General features: G+C 69.7%; 14 protein-coding genes. 2 read left to right on the forward strand and 12 right to left on the reverse strand.

All coding sequences use genetic code 11. The annotated features are described in order from the left end of the window. Positions 1–39 precede the first annotated feature (39 nt). A complete protein-coding gene (locus tag AB0L64_RS12365) occupies positions 40–843 on the reverse strand; it encodes an AraC family transcriptional regulator (protein ID WP_363710225.1) in 804 nt (267 codons plus the stop codon). A gap of 72 nt (positions 844–915) precedes the next feature. Here AB0L64_RS12365 and AB0L64_RS12370 point away from each other — a divergent pair, with 72 nt between their 5' ends. Next, positions 916–1701, forward strand: a complete 786-nt coding sequence (locus AB0L64_RS12370; protein WP_363710226.1) for a phytanoyl-CoA dioxygenase family protein — start codon at positions 916–918, stop codon at positions 1699–1701. Between the two features lie 38 nt (positions 1702–1739). Here AB0L64_RS12370 and AB0L64_RS12375 read toward each other — a convergent pair whose 3' ends face one another. Beyond that, entirely contained in the window at positions 1740–2768 is a 1029-nt protein-coding gene (locus AB0L64_RS12375) for a superoxide dismutase (protein WP_363710227.1), read from the reverse strand. A 207-nt stretch (positions 2769–2975) separates the two neighbouring features. Between AB0L64_RS12375 and AB0L64_RS12380 the strand changes: the two genes are divergently transcribed. Next, a complete protein-coding gene (locus AB0L64_RS12380) occupies positions 2976–4910 on the forward strand; it encodes a M13-type metalloendopeptidase (RefSeq protein ID WP_363710228.1) in 1935 nt (644 codons plus the stop codon). 75 nt (positions 4911–4985) lie between these two features. On the opposite strand, the gene AB0L64_RS12385 is transcribed toward AB0L64_RS12380, so the two are convergent. The 10 genes from AB0L64_RS12385 to AB0L64_RS12430 all read right to left on the reverse strand — a co-directional run bounded on the left by AB0L64_RS12385 (position 4986) and on the right by AB0L64_RS12430 (position 16878). After that, the gene (locus tag AB0L64_RS12385) at positions 4986–5408 is read right to left on the reverse strand and encodes a GNAT family N-acetyltransferase (RefSeq protein WP_363710229.1); all 423 of its coding nucleotides are present in this window, start codon (positions 5406–5408) and stop codon (positions 4986–4988) included. A 23-nt stretch (positions 5409–5431) separates the two neighbouring features. Further along, entirely contained in the window at positions 5432–6871 is a 1440-nt protein-coding gene (locus AB0L64_RS12390) for an aminopeptidase P family protein (RefSeq protein ID WP_363710230.1), read from the reverse strand. A gap of 34 nt (positions 6872–6905) precedes the next feature. Further along, positions 6906–7322 (reverse strand): aspartate 1-decarboxylase, encoded by a 417-nt coding sequence (gene panD, locus AB0L64_RS12395; protein ID WP_363710231.1) that lies wholly within the window; start codon positions 7320–7322, stop codon positions 6906–6908. A gap of 58 nt (positions 7323–7380) precedes the next feature. Then, positions 7381–9564 carry an MMPL family transporter gene (locus AB0L64_RS12400; protein WP_363710232.1) on the reverse strand — a complete coding sequence of 728 codons (2184 nt, stop codon included), beginning with the start codon at positions 9562–9564 and terminating at the stop codon, positions 7381–7383. 81 nt (positions 9565–9645) lie between these two features. Further along, on the reverse strand, positions 9646–10326 hold the full coding sequence (locus tag AB0L64_RS12405) for a response regulator transcription factor (RefSeq protein ID WP_363710233.1): 681 nt from the start codon (positions 10324–10326) through the stop codon (positions 9646–9648). After that, entirely contained in the window at positions 10229–11506 is a 1278-nt protein-coding gene (locus AB0L64_RS12410; protein WP_363710234.1) for a sensor histidine kinase, read from the reverse strand. The genes AB0L64_RS12405 and AB0L64_RS12410 overlap by 98 nt, the downstream gene beginning before the upstream one ends. Positions 11507–11587: 81 nt before the next feature. After that, positions 11588–13009, reverse strand: a complete 1422-nt coding sequence (locus AB0L64_RS12415; protein WP_363710235.1) for an FGGY family carbohydrate kinase — start codon at positions 13007–13009, stop codon at positions 11588–11590. Next, entirely contained in the window at positions 12996–14393 is a 1398-nt protein-coding gene (locus AB0L64_RS12420; protein ID WP_359938745.1) for a trehalose-6-phosphate synthase, read from the reverse strand. The genes AB0L64_RS12415 and AB0L64_RS12420 overlap by 14 nt, the downstream gene beginning before the upstream one ends. Positions 14394–14401: 8 nt before the next feature. Next, positions 14402–15403, reverse strand: coding sequence for a Gfo/Idh/MocA family oxidoreductase (locus tag AB0L64_RS12425; RefSeq protein WP_363710236.1), 1002 nt, complete (start codon positions 15401–15403; stop codon positions 14402–14404). Next, complete coding sequence (locus AB0L64_RS12430; protein WP_363710237.1) at positions 15394–16878, reverse strand: amidase; 1485 nt, start codon at positions 16876–16878, stop codon at positions 15394–15396. The genes AB0L64_RS12425 and AB0L64_RS12430 overlap by 10 nt, the downstream gene beginning before the upstream one ends. Between the last annotated feature and the right edge of the window lie 47 nt (positions 16879–16925).

Genomic DNA, 16925 nt, shown 5'->3' on the forward strand with positions numbered 1-16925 from the left:
TGAATGGTTTTACACGTCGGAAAGTCGACGGCGCCTCCGTCAAAGGGAGGAAATCCGCCCCGAGATCGAACCGGACCGGCGGAACGCGACCGGCGACATCCCCACTCTGGCGGTGAAGAGGCGGCTGAAGTACGCCGGATCGTCGTACCCGACCCGCCGCGCGATCGCGGCCACGGACAGGTCCTCCTCGGCGAGCAAAACCTTTGCAGAGCTCAGTCTGGTGCTCAGGACGAGTTCATGCGGGGTTGAGCCCGTCGTACGACGTACTGCGTCGCGCAGCTTGCTGACCGTGAGTCCGAGCTCACTGGCGTAGTCCTGAATGCTCATCGGTGTACACGCCAGCTCCGCGAGTCGCGCGGCGACACCGTCACCCGCGGTCGTGCCGGCGTGACCGATCAGGTCGTAGAGCGCTCCGGTGAGCTGCACGGCGTTGTGCTGCGTGCTGACGCGGAGCAGGCGCGTGAACGCGCGGTCGATCGGACGCGGATCGCCGTACCGGCGGACCGGCCGGCTGGGATCGAGATGCCCGAGTGAGGTGAGCGCCTCGGTCGCGGGTCCACTGAACAGCGTCCACGCCTGGCGCCAGCGCGTGCTGGGGCGGTAGCCGTGCAGTACGCCGGGAAACAACGTCAGTAGGGCGGGTGCGCGCACCTCGTGCAGCTCGCGGTCAGGGCCGTGCAGCAGTTCGCCCCGTCCCTCCTTGAGCCAGACGAGCGCGTGGCAGCCGAGAGCGCGCTCCGCAGCGGCACCCGGGCCGTGTGTCTGCTCCCCGACGCCGAGACAGAAGAGTCCAAGCTGGTGCTCGACAGCGCCTGGAGTCAGGTAGGTCGACCAGTTCTGCACGACTACAAGAGTCCAAGAAGCCGGTACCGGGTGTCCATTCCGCTGAGCGCGGTACGCCGCTGGAATGGAGGCGTGCTGACGTCAAACGGATACGTGCTCGATGAGCGGCGGTTGGGTGAACTGGTTGCGGTACCCGAGGCAGAGCGGGGGGATCGGACCGCGTTGCGCTCCAGGCTGCAGCGCGACGGATACCTGTTTCTGACCGGACTGCTCGACCCTGCGGCGGTGTGGGCGTTCCGGGCGTACTACTTCGGGTTGACGGGTGCCGCCGCGGACAGGGCGTCGTACCGGAAGGTGCTGTTCGAGGAGATCGTGCCGGGAGCGGAGTATGCGGCGTTCTGTGCACAGCCGGCGTTGAAGGGCTGGTTCGAGTGGTTCCTCGGTGGGGAGCCGTTCCTGCACCGACGGAAGATCATCCGCCAGACGGCCCCGGGCGAGAACGGCATCGGTACGGCGACGCAAGCGCACTACGACCTGGTGTACCTGCGCGGCGGAAGCGACCAGGTGTTGTCCGCCTGGATCCCACTGGGGGACTGCCCGGTCAGCCGCGGTGGCCTGACCTATCTGGAAGGCAGCCACCACAGAGTGCTCGAGGAAGAGGCGGCTGGCCGGCTGAAACGGCCGGCCGCGTCCATCACCGCGGACCTGCCCGCACTGGCGACGCAGTACGACGCCAACTGGCTGGTCACCGACTATGCGGCCGGAGATGTCGTCGTCCACACCGCGCACACCGTCCACGCGGCCCTCGACAACGTGTCGACGGACATGCGCCTGTCGACCGACATCCGCTACCAGCGCGCCGACGACGCAGTCGACACCCGCTGGCAGCACCACTGGCACGACCAGGACGGGTTGTGAACGTGTCGCTGACCGTCAGCTGTCCGTTCAGCTGTCCGTCAGCGCCGGACCGCCGTCGCCCAGTAGAGCGTGGTCGGCGTCGGCGGGGTGCTGAACCGGGCGTTCGCCAGGTAGAGCCGGTGACCGAACGCGGCCGCGGTCGTCGGGACGTCGAAGCCCGGATCGGTGATGGTCCGGACCTGCCGGCCCGCCGTTCCGGACTTGTTCAGCTCCACGACGGCGACCTGGTTGGAGAAGTTCTGCACGACGTACAGCGTGCGGCCGAGCAACAGCATGCCGTCGCCGTTGGTCATCAGCGTGCCGCCGAGGTCGACGCGCTTCGTGACACCCGTCCGCGGATCGACCCGGAACAGGAACCCGGTCGACGACTGCACGATGATCAACGCCCGGCCGTCCGGGGTCAGCGTCAGGCCGTTGCCGTTGAACCCGGTCGGATCGTGCACGTAGTCGCCGCTCAGCGGGACGGTCCGCACCCGGTTCAGCAGCTGACCGTGGCGGCCGATCGGCACCTGGTAGACGACGGGACGGCTGGAGTCGGTGAACCAGGCGCTGGTCCGGCTCAGGACGACGTCGTTCACGAACGTCGCCGTCTCGGTGGTCAGCGTGTAGCTCTTCAGGATCTTGCCGGTCCGGATGTCGACGACGCGGGCCGTACCGCTCGGACCGCCGGCGATCCACAGCCGCCCGCGGTTGTCCGCCTTCAGACCGACCGACGGCGTACCGGGTCCCTGGCTGATCACCTTCCCGCGTCCGGTCCGCAGCGAGGCGGCGTAGATGTCACCGTCGACGAGCGAGCCGAAGTAGGCCGTGGCCCGGCTGATCGCGATGCCTTCGGGCTGGAAGCCGTTCGGCAGATCGATCCGGGTCGGGAACACCTTGGACTGCCGGGACGTCTGCGCGGTCCCGAAGCGGACCTTGTCGCACGGTGAGTCGTAGACCGATTGCTTGACGACGGTCGGCCCCGGCGCTGGTTCACCGGAGGCGGCCGCCGACGTGGAGACGAGGCCCATCAGCAGGACGGGCAGGCCGAGAGCGGCCATCACATGACGGACATGCCGGATGTTCATGATTCCTCCCCTTCGGCCCACCGTAGGACGGTCGGCGGCGGTGCGGAAGTCGTCGGGATCGACTCGGCCTTCCGCCGCAGAGCTTGGAGAAGACCGGCTGCTGTGAGTCGGTGAAGTACGCCGCGTCTTGTGGATAGTTCTGACCGGCGGATTCGCGAACCGGGTATGTTCGCTGACAGCAACTCGACTTGGGACAAGGGGTCAGGGATGACAGCAGGAATCGACGACTCGGCGGCGGTTCGCCCGCAGGACGATCTGTACCGCTTCGTGAACGGGACGTGGCTCGCGGAGCACGAGATTCCCGCGGACAAGGCGATCCACGGCGCGTTCCACGCGCTCTGGGACAGCGCCGAGCAGGACGTCCGCGCGATCGTCGAGAAGACCGTCGCCGCCGGGCATCCGGAAGGCAGCGAGCCGCGGAAGATCGCCGATCTCTACAGCAGCTTCATGGACACCGAGACGGTCGAGCGCCTCGGCGCCGAGCCGATCGCGGACCAGCTCGCCCTCGTCCAGGGCGTGACCGACGTGGCCGGACTGGTGTCGGTCCTCGGGCAGCTCGAGCTGCAGGGCGTGCCGGGTGTCTTCCACTACTGGGTCGACGCCGACGCGAAGAAGTCCGACGAGAACATCGTCCACCTGACCCAGGGCGGCCTCAGCCTGCCCGACGAGTCGTACTACCGCGAGGACACCTTCGCCGAGATCCGGACGGCGTACGTCGCGCACGTGGCGACCATGCTGGAGCTCGCCGGGCTGTCCGACACGACCGCCGCGGCCGAGCGGATCCTGGAGCTGGAGACCCGGCTGGCCGGCTCGCACTGGGACCGGGTCAAGGACCGGGACGTGCAGCTGACCTACAACAAGCTCGACCGGGCCGGGCTCGACGAGCTGACACCCGGCTTCGACTGGTCGACCTGGCTGGCCGGCGCCGGCGTGCCGGAGAGCGCCTTCGCCGAGGTCGTGGTCCGCGAGCCGGACTACCTGACCGCGGCCGCGACCGCGCTCCAGGAGGTCGGGATCGACCGGTGGAAGGAGTGGCTCGCCTGGCGGATCGTGCACAGTGCCGCGCCGCTGCTGAGCCAGGCCTTCGTCAACGAGAACTTCGCCTTCTACGGCAAGACCCTGACCGGTGCACCCGAGCTGCGGGAGCGCTGGAAGCGCGGCGTCGGCGCGGTCGAGTCGGCGCTCGGCGAGGCGCTCGGCAAGCTGTATGTCGCGGAGCACTTCCCGCCGGACGCCAAGGCCCGCATGGTCGACCTGGTGCAGAACCTGGTCGCCGCCTACCGGCAGCGGATCGAAGCGCTGGACTGGATGGGTCCGGACACCAAGCAGCGTGCGCTCGAGAAGCTCGGCACCTTCGTGCCCAAGATCGGGTATCCGGACGAGTGGAAGGACTACTCGGCCCTCGAGATCGACCCTGCCGACCTGTTCGGCAACGTCCGCCGGTCGGTCGCGGTGGAGACCGCGCGTGACCTGGCCAAGCTCGGCAAGCCGGTCGACCGGAACGAGTGGCGGATGACGCCGCAGACGGTCAACGCCTACTACAACCCGCGGATGAACGAGATCGTCTTCCCGGCCGGCATCCTGCAGCCGCCGTTCTTCGACCTGGTCGCCGACGACGCGACGAACTACGGCGCGATCGGCGCGGTGATCGGCCACGAGATCGGCCACGGCTTCGACGACCAGGGCTCGCGGTACGACGCGGACGGCAACCTGAACGACTGGTGGACCGACGAGGACCGCAAGGCCTTCGAGCAGCGCACCGACAAGCTCGTCGCGCAGTACGACGCGCTCGAGCCGGCCGAGACTCCCGGCCAGAAGGTGAACGGCAAGCTCACCCTCGGCGAGAACATCGGCGACCTCGGCGGCCTGTCGATCGCGTACGTCGCCTACCAGCTGTCCCTGGACGGCGGCGAGGCCGACGAGGCCGGCAGCGGACGGTTCTTCGCCGCCTGGGCGCATGCCTGGGCCACCAAGACCCGTCCCGAGGAAGCCGCCCGCCGCCTCACGATCGACCCGCACTCCCCGCCGGAGTTCCGCTGCAACGCGGTGGTGAAGAACATCGACGCGTTCCACACCACCTACCGGACGACCGACTCCGACGGCATGTGGCTGGCCCCGGAGGACCGCGTCCGCATCTGGTAGCACGACCTGCCACCTGATCCGGCGCCGGGCGCCGGATCAGGCGGTTGGATCAGGTGGCGGGATCAGGTGGCTGGATCAGGGCACCCGTCGCCACATGGTCCGGTGCGGGATGCCGTCCTCGACGAACTCGGGGCCCTCGGCAACGTACCCGAATTTCTCGTAGAAGCCCTGGGCGTACGTCTGCGCGTCGAGGACGCTGTCGGTGTCGCCGACGATCTCCAGGGCGTCCTTCATGAGCTGCGCCGCCAGCCCCCGGCCGCGGGCCTGCGCGGCGGTCGCCACCCGGCCGATCCGCATCCGGCCGGGCTCGGTCAGCAACCGCAGGTACGACTGGATCGCGCCCTGCTCCTCGATCCACAGGTGATGCGTACCGGCGAGCAGGTCACGCCCGTCGAGCTCCGGGTACGCACACTCCTGCTCGACGACGAACACGTCGACGCGCAACCGGAGCACGTCGTACAACTGCGCTGCCGTCAGCTCGCTCCCGATGATGTGCACCGGCTCTTCCTACCAGACTCGGGCTAGGAGGCCATCCAGTTCTGGATGCCGTCGACGGTGCGGGGCATGGCCTCGGAGAGGTTCTCCGGGCCGTTGTCGGTGATCAGGATGTCGTCCTCGATGCGGATGCCGATACCGCGCAGGTCCTCGGGGACGGTCAGGTCGTCGGACTGGAAGTACAGGCCGGGCTCGACGGTGAGGACGTAGCCGGGCTGGACGTTGCCCTTGCGGTAGTTCTCGTCGCGGGCCGCGGCGCAGTCGTGCACGTCGAGGCCGAGCATGTGGCTGACGCCGTGCAGCGTGTACCGCTGGTACAGCCGGCTCTCCGGGTCGAGCGCCTCCTCCGCCGACACCGGCAGCAGCTCCATCGCGTCGAGACCGCGGACGATGACCTCCATCGCGGCCTCATGCCCGGCGCGGAACGCGGCCCCCGGCGTGAGCGCCGCGATCCCGGCGTTCTGCGCGTCCAGGACGAGCTGGTACAGGTCCCGCTGGCGCGGCGTGAACTCGCCGTTCACCGGCAGCGTCCGGGTGATGTCGGCGGTGTACAGCTGCCGGTTCTCCACACCCATGTCGAGCAGCATCAGCGTGCCGTCGTTCACCGGGCCGTCGTTCTCGATCCAGTGCAGCGTGGTCGCGTGCGGACCGGCCGCGGCGATGGACGTGTAGCCGACGTCGTTGCCCTCGGCCCTGGCCCGGCGCCAGAACGTGCCCTCGATCCAGCGTTCTCCGTACTGCCGGACCTTGTCCATCTCGGCGAGGACGTCGGAGAAGCCGCGGTGGGTGATCGCTACCGCGTCCCGCAGTTGCTCGAGCTCGTACGCGTCCTTGACCAGCCGCAGCTCGGACAGCGTCGCCGCCAGCTCGTTGTCCTTGAGGTCGTCGGTGCGGGCGCCGGTCAGCAGCGCGGCGATCGACTGGTCCTCGTCGCGCCGCACCCGCGTCGGTACGTCGCTCTTCAGCGCGTCGGCCAGCTGGTCGACGTGCCGCGTCTCGATCCCGAACTCCTTCGCGGTCTCGGTCAGCGACGGCCGCCGTCCGGCCCACAGCTCGCCGTACATCCGGTCGCGCCAGAACTCCTCGCCCTGCGAGCGGTCGGCGCGCGGGCGGAAGTACAGCACGGAGTCGTGGCCGGTGGTGCCGTTCGGCTCCAGGACGAGCACCGCGTCGGAGGTCTGGCTGCCGGTCAGCCAGACGTAGTCGGTGTGCGGGCGGAAGACGTAGTCGGTGTCGTTCGAGCGGACCTTGTAGGTGCCGGCCGGGATCACCAGACGCTCGCCCGGGAACGCCTGGGACAGCGCGTCCCGGCGCTTCGCCGCCCACACCCCGGCATCGCTCAGTGACAGATCGTGCCGCTCGGAGTCGGCCCAGCCGGAATTCATGAACGCGCGCAGCTTGGGGCTCGGCTCGTTGTCGTGCGACGCGGTCTTCGGCGCGGCGTTCTCGGCAGCGTTCTCGGTCATCGTCGACCAGTCCTCATCTCAGCGGTTCGTGGCGCTACGGGTGCAGTTCGTCCCCGCGCAGCGTGCCGCTGTCGGGCAGCGCCTCGGCGGGGTCGGAGCCGATGCGGGTGATCGCATTGTGCTCGTCCACGAAGACTACGCTCGGTTCGAAGACCTTGGCCTCGGCGGTGTCGAACATCCCGTACGCGATCAGGATCACCAGGTCGCCCGGATGGATCAGGTGCGCCGCCGCGCCGTTGATGCCGACGATCCCGGACCCGCGCGGTCCCTCGATCAGGTACGTCGACAGCCGCGCGCCGTTGGTGATGTCGACGATGTCCACCTTCTCACCCGGCAGCAGGTCGGCCGCCGCCATCAGGTCGGCGTCCAGCGTGCACGACCCGACATAGTCCAGGTCCGCCTGCGTCACCGTCGCCCGGTGCACCTTCGACTTCATCATTTCCCGCCACATGGCGGCCATGATCCGGCCCAACCGGGCTTCTGTCAGTGGCCGCCATCACCCAACCGGTTCAGTGGGCCGGTTCGGGTTCCTTCGGCGCGGGGACGGGCGGGAGGTTCCTGCGCAGGGTTTCGCCTTCGACGTCGACGTTGGGGAGGAGGCGGTCGAGCCAGCGGGGGAGGTACCAGGCTCGCCGGCCGAGTAGTGCCATCACGGCCGGTACGACGGTCATCCGGACCACGAACGCGTCGAGCGCGACCGCGAGGGCCAGGCCGAAGCCCATCTCGCGGATCAGCGTCTCGCCGGACAGGATGAACCCGGAGAAGACCGCCGTCATGATCACTGCCGCCGCCGTGACCACCCGGGCTCCGTGCGAGAACCCGTCGACGACGGCTGTCCGCGGCGCCGCGCCGTGCACGTGTTCCTCGCGCATCCGGGTCACCAGGAAGATCTGGTAGTCCATGGCGAGCCCGAACACGACACCGATCAGGAAGATCGGCAGCATGCTGATCACCGGCCCGGTCTGCCCCTCGATCCCGAACAGCCCGGCCAGCCAGCCCCACTGGAACACCGCGACCAGGGCGCCGAACGTCGCCACCACGGTCAGCAGGAACCCAAGCGTCGCCTTCAGCGGCACCAGGATCGAGCGGAACACCAGCATCAGCAGCAGGAACGCGAGCCCGACGATCAGCGACAGGTACGGCAGCAACGCGCCGCCGAGCTTGTCCGAGATGTCGATGCTGACCGCGGTCGCCCCGGTGACCGCCACCTCGGCGCGGTCGCTGTCGGGCATCGACCGGATCGCCGTGACCAGATCCTTGGTCGCCTGCGTACTCGGTCCGCTCGACGGGATCACCGTCAGCAGTGCGGTGTTCCCGGCCGGGTTGAAGACCGGTGGCGTGACCATCGTGACGTCCGGCAGCCCACGTACGGCGGACGCGGTAGCCGTTGCCGCGGCGCGCGGATCGGGAGACGCGCCGGCGTCCACCACGACCATCAGCGGGCCGTTGAACCCGGGCCCGAAGCCCTCCGAGAGCAGCTCGTACGCCTTGCGCTGCGTGGAATCGGGTGCCGCCGTGCTGTCGTCGGGCAGCCCGAGTTCGAGGTCGGTCGCCGGGATCGCCAGCGTGCCGAGACCGATGACGGTCACCAGCAGCACGGCCAGCGGTCGCCGGGTGACGAATCCTGCCCACCGGCGTCCGGCCGTCGACCGTCCGGCCGCTTCCGGATCGCCGCCGCGCAGACCGGGGATCCGACCGCCGAGCACGCGCCGCCCCGCGAACCCGAGCAGCGCCGGCAGCAGCGTGAGCGCGATCGCGACCGCGATGACCACGGTGAACGCGGCCGCGAGGCCCATCTGGGTGAGGAACGGGATGTCGACCACGAACAACCCGGCCAGGGCGATCACCACGGTCAGGCCCGCGAAGACCACGGCCGATCCGGCGGTACCGACCGCGCGGCCGACCGCCTCCTCCGGCTCCAGTCCCGTGCTGAGCTCGTGCCGGTAGCGCGACATGATGAACAGCGCGTAGTCGATCGACACCGCGAGCCCGATCATCAGCGCGAGAATCGGCGTCCCGGACCCGATGTCGACGAAACCGCTGATCGCCGAGATCGCGGTGACGCCGATGCCTACGCCGATGATTGCCGACAGCAACGGTAGGCCGGCGGCGATCAGCGAGCCGAACGTGATCAGCAGGACGACCGCGGCGACGCCGATGCCGATCACCTCGGTGAGCTGTTGCTCGCCCTGTGCCTGCATCGCGTCGCCGCCGTACTCGACGGTGAAGCCGGCCGCGCGGGCCGGTTCGACCGCCGCGGCGACGGCCTCTTGGGCCTCGGGGGTGACCTCCTGGGCGGTGACCTTGTAGGTGACCTGCGCGTAGCCGGTGCGTCCGTCGGGGGAGATCGCCTTGGCGGTGAAGGGATCCACGACGCGCGCGACCTGCGGCGCGGTGGCGAGCCGGTCCAGGGTCTGCCGGACCGGGGGCGTGTCGGTGAGTTTCTGGCCGGCCGGCGCCTGGAACACGATCCGGGCGGTCGCGGCGTCGGCGCCTGCCTGTGGGAAGCGCTCGTTGAGCAGGTCCGCGGCGCGCTGCGACTCGGTACCGGGGATCGAGAAACCGTTGGCGGTCGGGCCGGACAGCGTCGCCGCGCCCGCGATCCCCGCGGCGAGCAGCCCGAGCCAGATCAGCACGACGAACCGTCGCCGGCGGAAGGCGAAGCGGCCGAGGCGATAGAGATACGTAGCCATGCCGCCGATGCTTCCGGCGATACGTCGTCGCCCGCGTCTGCCCGTGGCGGGCTTCTGGACGTACCGCGTTCGCCGTACCGGCTACCGCGGCTGCGGTACGCCGGGACGTACGAGGCCGGTCTGGTACGCCAGGACGACGAGCTGCGCGCGGTCGCGGCAGTCGAGTTTCACCATCGCGCGGTTCACGTGGGTCTTCGCCGTCGACGGGGAGAGCACCAGGCGGTCGGCGATCTCGTCGTTGGACAGGCCGAGGGCGACCAGGCCGACGATCTCGCGCTCGCGGTCGGTGAGCGCGTCGAGGATGCCGGCGCCGATCGCGTGCCCGGCGGTGGGTTCGGCCAGGAAGCGGTTCATCAGGCCGCGGACCGCCTTCGGGGACAGCAGGGCGTCGCCGCGGGCGACCACCCGGATGGCGTCGATCAGCTCGGCCGGCTCGACACTCTTGCCGAGGAAGCCGCTGGCGCCGGCGCGGATCGCGTCGAACACGTACTCGTCGACCTCGAACGTGGTCAGGATCAGCACCTTCACACCCGCGAGCGCCTCGTCCGCGGTGATCATCCGGGTCGCCGCGAGCCCGTCGACCTCGGGCATCCGGATGTCCATCAGCACCACATCGGCCCGCTCGGACCGCGCGAGCTCCACCGCGTCCCGCCCGTTCGAGGCCTCAGCAACGACCTCCAGATCTGGCGCTGAACTCACCAGCACCCGGAACCCGCTCCGGATCAGCGTCTGGTCGTCGGCCAGCAACACCCTGATCGTCACCTTCAACTCCAGTCTCCAGAGGAAGCACAGCACGTACTGCGAACCCGCCCGCCTGCCCAGGCCCAGCCACCAGCTCGCCGCCTACGGCGGCAACCCGCTCACGCATCCCGATCAGCCCATGCCCGGCACCCAGGTGGGTGACGACGGGCCCGGCGGGGTGAGGGCCGGTGTCTGTTACCTCTACCGTCAGGCTGGTCGGGGTGCGGGTGATGCGGACGTCGGCGGTTGCGCCGGGGGCGTGTTTGAGGACGTTGGTCAGGGATTCCTGGACGACTCGATAGGCCGTGAGTTCTATGACGTCCGGGAGTTTGCCCAGTGCCGGCGGTGGGGTCCAGTTGACCGCCACGCCTGCGGCGGTGAAGGAGTGGATGAGGGCGTCCAGCTCGTTCAGCGAAGGGGCCGGTGCGGTCGGGAGCGGGGAGCCGGAACGGCGGAGTACGCCGAGGAGAACGGTCAGTTCCTGCAGCACGGTGCGGCCGCCGGAGCGGACCAGGGCCAGGGCGCGTTCGGCCTCGTCGGGCTGGGTCCGGAGGACGTGGGCCGCGACGCCGGACTGCACGTTCATCAGGGCGATGTGGTGGGCGATGACGTCGTGCAGCTCGTGCGCGATCCGCAGTCGTTCCTCGATCACCCGCCGCTGGGCCTCCTCGTCCCGGGACCGCTCGGCCCGCAGCGCCCGCTCCTCGAGCTCCATCAGCCAGGCGCGCCGGTTCCGCACCGCCTCGCCGATCGCGCCCGAGAACAGCACGAAGAAGACCAGACCGAGGTTGTCCAGCACGTCCCCGCTGACGAACAAGGCCTCGGCGACCAGCGTCGCGAGGGCCGTGCCGATGACCACCACGCAGCGGGTCAGACGGTCGTCCTTCGCCAGGACGACCGTGAAGACCGCGACTCCCATGAAGAGCACGATCGGGCTCTTGGCCTGCTCGGCGATCACGAAGGCGATCGCAACACCCGTCGTGACCACCAGCACGGTGATCGGCGCCCGTCGCCGGAACGTGAGCGCAACGGCACCCACGACGGCCAGTACGACGACCGTCGCGTTCAGCTCGATCCGCTCGCCGACGTGCTTGCCGCCGGGAACCAGCAGGTTGATCAGCAGGATCGTCAGGGCGAGCGCAAGGTCCAGCACCAGCGGATGCCGCGCCGAGGCACGGCAGAACCGGATGAGCCGTTCCATGCCTTCACAGTACGTGGCCGCCCGCCGGACCGCCTCGTCCTGCGGCAGTATCCCCGCCCTACCGCAACCGCAGTAGAGCTTTCAGAGCGCCGAAGCCTGAACAGCCAGCTCGCGCAGGGCCTCGTAGCGCGTCCGCAGGTCGGCCAGGCGAGCCACCTCGTCGGCGACCGGGGTGAGGTGCTCGCCGCCCGGTTCGGGGGAGAGGCCGAGCGCTACGGCGGCCGCGCCCCGTGCGCCGACCTCCGGCTCGGCACAGACCGTGGTGGGGCGGGCGAAGGTCGCGGTCAGGCAGCGGCGCCACCACTGCGAGGCGTCGATCCCGCCGCCGCCGAGGACGACGTCGAGCTGCTGCCCGAACAGCGCGTCGAGGGTCCGCAGCCCGCGGTCGATCTCCAGCGAGGCGCCTTGCAGGGCCGCGGCGAGCAGGGCGGCCGGGGTGTCGTCGAACGACAGGCCGAAGTACACCCCGGACCCGCCGGGTACGACGGCGGGCGGCCTGGTGCCGGCCATGAACGGGATGGCGATCGCGTTCGTCGTCCCGATCTCGACGCCGGCCGGTTCGTCGGACTCCAGCCGCAGGACGCCGGTCAGCCAGGCGTGCAGGTTCCCGGCCGCGGAGAACGCCATACCGGTCACGGCGCGCTTGTCGTCGACCCGGTACCGCCACAGCTCCCAGGGCAGCTCCGGCGCGTTCTCGATCGGGTGCACGACTCGTACGGCGGCCGAGGTCCCCACGGTCACCGCGGCGGTGCCGGCGTCGTACCCGCCGGTGCCGACGTTCGAGGCGGCTCCGTCACCGGTCGGCGGATGCACCGGTACGCCGACCAGCCCGGGCCAGCGGCGTGCGTACTCGGCCGACAACGTGCCCGTCCACCCGGTCGGCACGATCGGTGGCAGCTGGTCGGCCGTCACACCGGCGATCTCCAACGCCTCGTCGTCGTACGCACCGGTGGCGAGGTCGAGCGTGCCGGTCCCGGAGGCGACCGAGACCGACGTGACGCGCTCACCCGTCAGCCGCTCCAGCACCAGGTCCGGCAGGCCGGCGAACTGATCGGCGGAGGCGGTGGACAGCAGCCAGGGGATGCGGCGGGTCCAGTACAGACGGTGCAGCCACGCGCCGGTGCGGGCGTGGAAGGCGTGCTCGTCGAACGACGTCCCGAGACCCAGGTCGACCGAGCGGGTGTCGGCCCACGTGATCACCGGGGTGACCGCCGTGCCTTTGGTGTCGAGGGCAACGATCGAGTGCCACTGCGAGGACAGCACGATCGCGCCGATGCCGTCCAGGTGGCCGTTCTGCTCGAGCTCGTCGAGACAGCCGAGCAGGCCCTCGACGTACTCGTGCAGGTCGAGCGTCGCCGAGCCGTCGTGGCCGTAGGCCGGGGAGATCTTGTGCCGTGCGAGCGCGCCCGGGATCGGTGCGGCGTCGTCCGCCGCGAGGACGAGTGCCCGCGCCGAGGACGTACCCAGATCCAGCGCGAGGACCTTCCCGTCAGTCCTCGTCATGCAGAGCCTTCAGGAAGGTCTGCGCCCAGACGTTCACGTCGTGCGCGGCCAGGTGCTTGCGCATCGCCTTCATCCGCCGGCCGAGCTGCCGGTCGTCGGTGTTCATCGCGTCGACGATCGTGTCCTTCATGCCGTTGATGTCGTGCGGGTTGACCAGGAACGCCTGCCGGAACTCGTCCGCCGCGCCGGCGAACTCGCTCAGCACCAGCGCCCCGGTGTCGTCGTACCGCGTCGACACGTACTCCTTGGCGACCAGGTTCATGCCGTCCCGCAGCGGGGTCACGACTGCGACGTCCGCGGCCCGGAGCAGCGCGGCCATCTCGGTCCGCGAGTACGTCGTGTGCAGGTAGTTGATCGCCGGCGTACCGATCCGGCCGTGCTCGCCGTTGATCCGCCCGACCAGCAGCTCGATCTCGTCGCGGAGCACGCGGTACTGCTCGACGCGCTCCCGGGACGGCGTCGCGACCTGGATGAACACCGCGTCGTCGACCGAGATCCGCTTCTCGTCCAGCAGCTCGCCGAACGCCCGCAGCCGCTGCCGGATGCCCTTGGTGTAGTCGAGCCGGTCGACGCCGAGCAGGATGTGCGTCGGGTTGCCGACCTCCTCGCGCATCTCGGCCGCCCGCGCGGTGGTCTCCGGCTGCCGGGCGAGCTTCTCCAGCTCGTTGACGTCGATCGAGATCGGGAACGCCTTCGCCCGGACGATCCGGTCGTCCGGCAGGTGGATACGGTCGCCGCGGGTCCGCAGGCCCATCCGGTTGCGGGCCAGCCGGGCGAAGTTCGACGCCGCGCCGGGCCGCTGGAAACCGACCAGGTCGGCGCCCATCAGGCCGTCCAGGATCTGCCGCCGCCACGGCATCTGCGCGAACAGCTCGGTCGGCGGGAACGGGATGTGCAGGAAGAACCCGATCCGGACGTCGGGACGCAGCCGGCGCAGCATCGCCGGGACCAGTTGCAGCTGGTAGTCGTGCACCCAGACGTCGGCGTTGTCGTCGGCGGCCTCCGCGGCGGCCTCCGCGAACCGCCGGTTGACCGCGACGTACGACTCCCACCACTCGCGGTGGAACTCCGGCGCCACGATCACGTCGTGGTACAGCGGCCAGAGCGTCGCGTTCGAGAAACCCTCGTAGTACAGCTGCACGTCCTCGGCGGACAGCATCACCGGCACCAGGTGCATGCCGTCGTTGTCGAACGGGTCCAGCTTCTCGTCGGGGCTGCCGGTCCAGCCGATCCAGGCGCCGTGGTGGCCCTGCATCACCGGCGCCAGCGCGGTCACCAGGCCGCCGGGACTTCGGCGCCACGCGGTGCTGCCGTCGGGCATCTCGGTCCGGTCGACCGGCAGCCGGTTGGCCACCACAACGAAGGAACTCCTACCGTTCGGCATCTTCAGCGTCATCCACTCAGGTCGTCGTCGTCACCGGGGTAGCGCACCCCGATCTGGCTCCGGGTCTCGTCGAGCAGTTCGAGGATCTCGAGCGTGCCGGCGTGGGGGAGAGCCGGAACCTCGATCAGTCCCTGGCGCAGCGCACGGATCACTTCTGCCGCCTCGTAGTGGTACCCACGGCCATGCGTCGGGACGTCGATCCGCTCCGCTCCGGAAGCGGTCGTGCGCACGTAGTACTCGGGGTGGTGGAAGCGGTGCGGGAGCTGCAGGTTGCCGTCCGGGCCGCTGATCGACGCGACCCACGGGTTCTGCGAGCGCAGGCCGCAGGTCAGCGCGGCGACCGCGCCCGAGTCGTACCGCCAGGCCATTGCGACGTTCAGGTCGATCCCGTCCTGGTTGAGCGAACCGACCGCCTTCACCTCTGCGGGCCGGCCGAGCGCCAGGTAGGCGAACGTCATCGGGTAGATGCCGCCGTCCATCAGCGAGCCTCCCCCGAGCGCCGGGTCGAGCAGGCGCGCCGGCAGTGCTGGCTTGTGGAACGCGAAGTCCGCGACCACCTGTTGCGGCTCGCCGATCACGCCGCGCTCCAGGTCCGCGAAGACCGCCTGGATCACCGGGTTGGTGCGCATCCACATCGCCTCGGCGAACAACGTCCGGTGCTCGGCGGCGAGCGCGATCAGGTCCTTGGCCTGCGCGGCGGTCAGCGTGACGGGTTTCTCGCACAGCACGGCGACGCCGGCCTGCAGCGCCGTCCGGGCGATCGCGTAGTGCTGCGGGTGCGGGGTCCCGATGTAGATCACGTCGACCTCGCCGGAGTCGATCAGTCGCCGGTAGTCGTCGTACGCGTTCGGGATGCCGAACTCGGCGGCGAACTTCCGCGCGCTCTCCTCGGAGCGGGAGGCGACCGCGGCCACGACCGCGTCGTCCGGGAGCAGCGCCAGATCGTGCGTGAACTGGGTCGAAATGTTGCCGGTTGCAACGATTCCCCACCTGACGCGATCTATACCCACTGTGTGAACTCCGGGGTCGGGAACGGTCCGTCTGCAACGATTCTCGCGGTTTCGAAGGCGTGAGCCAAGCGAATGAGCGTGACCTCACTTCGCGCCGTACCGCTGATCGTGATCCCGACCGGCAGTCCGGCGACCGTCCCGGACGGCACCGACAGCAGCGGATAGCCCGCCAGAGCGGCGTGTGACGACGAGCTACCGAGAACGTGGTCGCCGTTCACCAGGTCGATCGCCCAGGCCGGCGAGTACGACGGGCTGACCAGCGCGTCGAGCTGATTGTCACGCAGCAGGTTGTCGATGCCGTCGCGCCCGGCGCGGAGCGCGGTGAGGCGGGCAGCGACGTACACCGGGGCGTCAAGACCCTCGGTAGCCGCAGCGCGCTCGAACAGCTCCTGACCGAACCACTGCAGCTCCTGGTCCGCATGATCGTTGTTGAACGCGATCAGGTCGTCCAGCGTCCGCGGACCGCCGGGCGCACGGGTGGCGAGGTACGCCGCCATGTCGACCTTCAGCTCGTGGGAGAGCACCTGCAACTGGTCCTCGTCGCCGCCCGGCGTCGGCAACGACAAGTGGTCGACCAAAGTCGCCCCGCACTGACTGAGGAGCTCCAGCGCACGCTCGGTCACCTGGTCCAGGCCGGTCGAGTAGCCCCAGAGGGGACCGCGCGGTACGCCGATGCGCACGTTGCTGAGGTCCGTGCCGCAGCAGTACTCGGTGTAGTCCGTGTGACCGCCGGTGAGGACCGAGAGCAGCGCAGCCGTCTGAGTAACCGTTTTCGTCATCGGTCCGGCGGTGTCCTGCGAGTGCGAGATCGGGACGATGCCCTGCTGCGAGATCAGCCCGACGGTGGGCTTCAGGCCGACCACGCCGTTCAGCGCGGCCGGGCAGACGATCGAGCCGTTGGTCTCGGTGCCGATCGCGTAGTCGGCGAGCCCGGCCGCGACGGCCGCGCCGGACCCGGAGGAGGAGCCGCCCGCCGACCGGTTCAGCGCGTACGGGTTGCGGGTCAGGCCGCCGTACGCGCTCCAGCCGGACGAGGAGGCCGAGCCGCGGAAGTTCGCCCACTCGCTCAGGTTCGTCTTGCCCAGGATCACGCAGCCCGCCTCGCGCAACCGGCGGACCAGCGGCGCGTCCTCCGGCGGCGGTGGCTGGTCGGCCAGCGCCAGCGAGCCGGCTGTGGTCGACAGGCCGGCGGTGTCGATGTTGTCCTTGACCAGCACGGGTACGCCGTGCAGCGGGCTACGAACCCGCCCTTCGTCACGCTCTGTGTCGAGACGGGCGGCATCGGTGAGCGCCGCGGGATTCGGAGTGCAGACGGCGTTGACCAACTGGTCGACCTCACGAATCCGCCCCTGCAACTCCTCCACGAGCGCCACGCTGGAAGAAGTTGAGCTCACTGGAACGATCCTGCCAGAGTTGGCTGCGTCCGGTTGCCTTGTCAGCGACACGCTTCGTGTCGGTCCGGCGGTGAATGACATGGCTGTCGTTCTGCACGTAGAGTGGCTGGCGGACGGACGATCACCGA

Origin of the sequence: Kribbella sp. NPDC051936 (assembly GCF_040680955.1) — a bacterium.
Lineage (GTDB): Bacteria > Actinomycetota > Actinomycetes > Propionibacteriales > Kribbellaceae > Kribbella.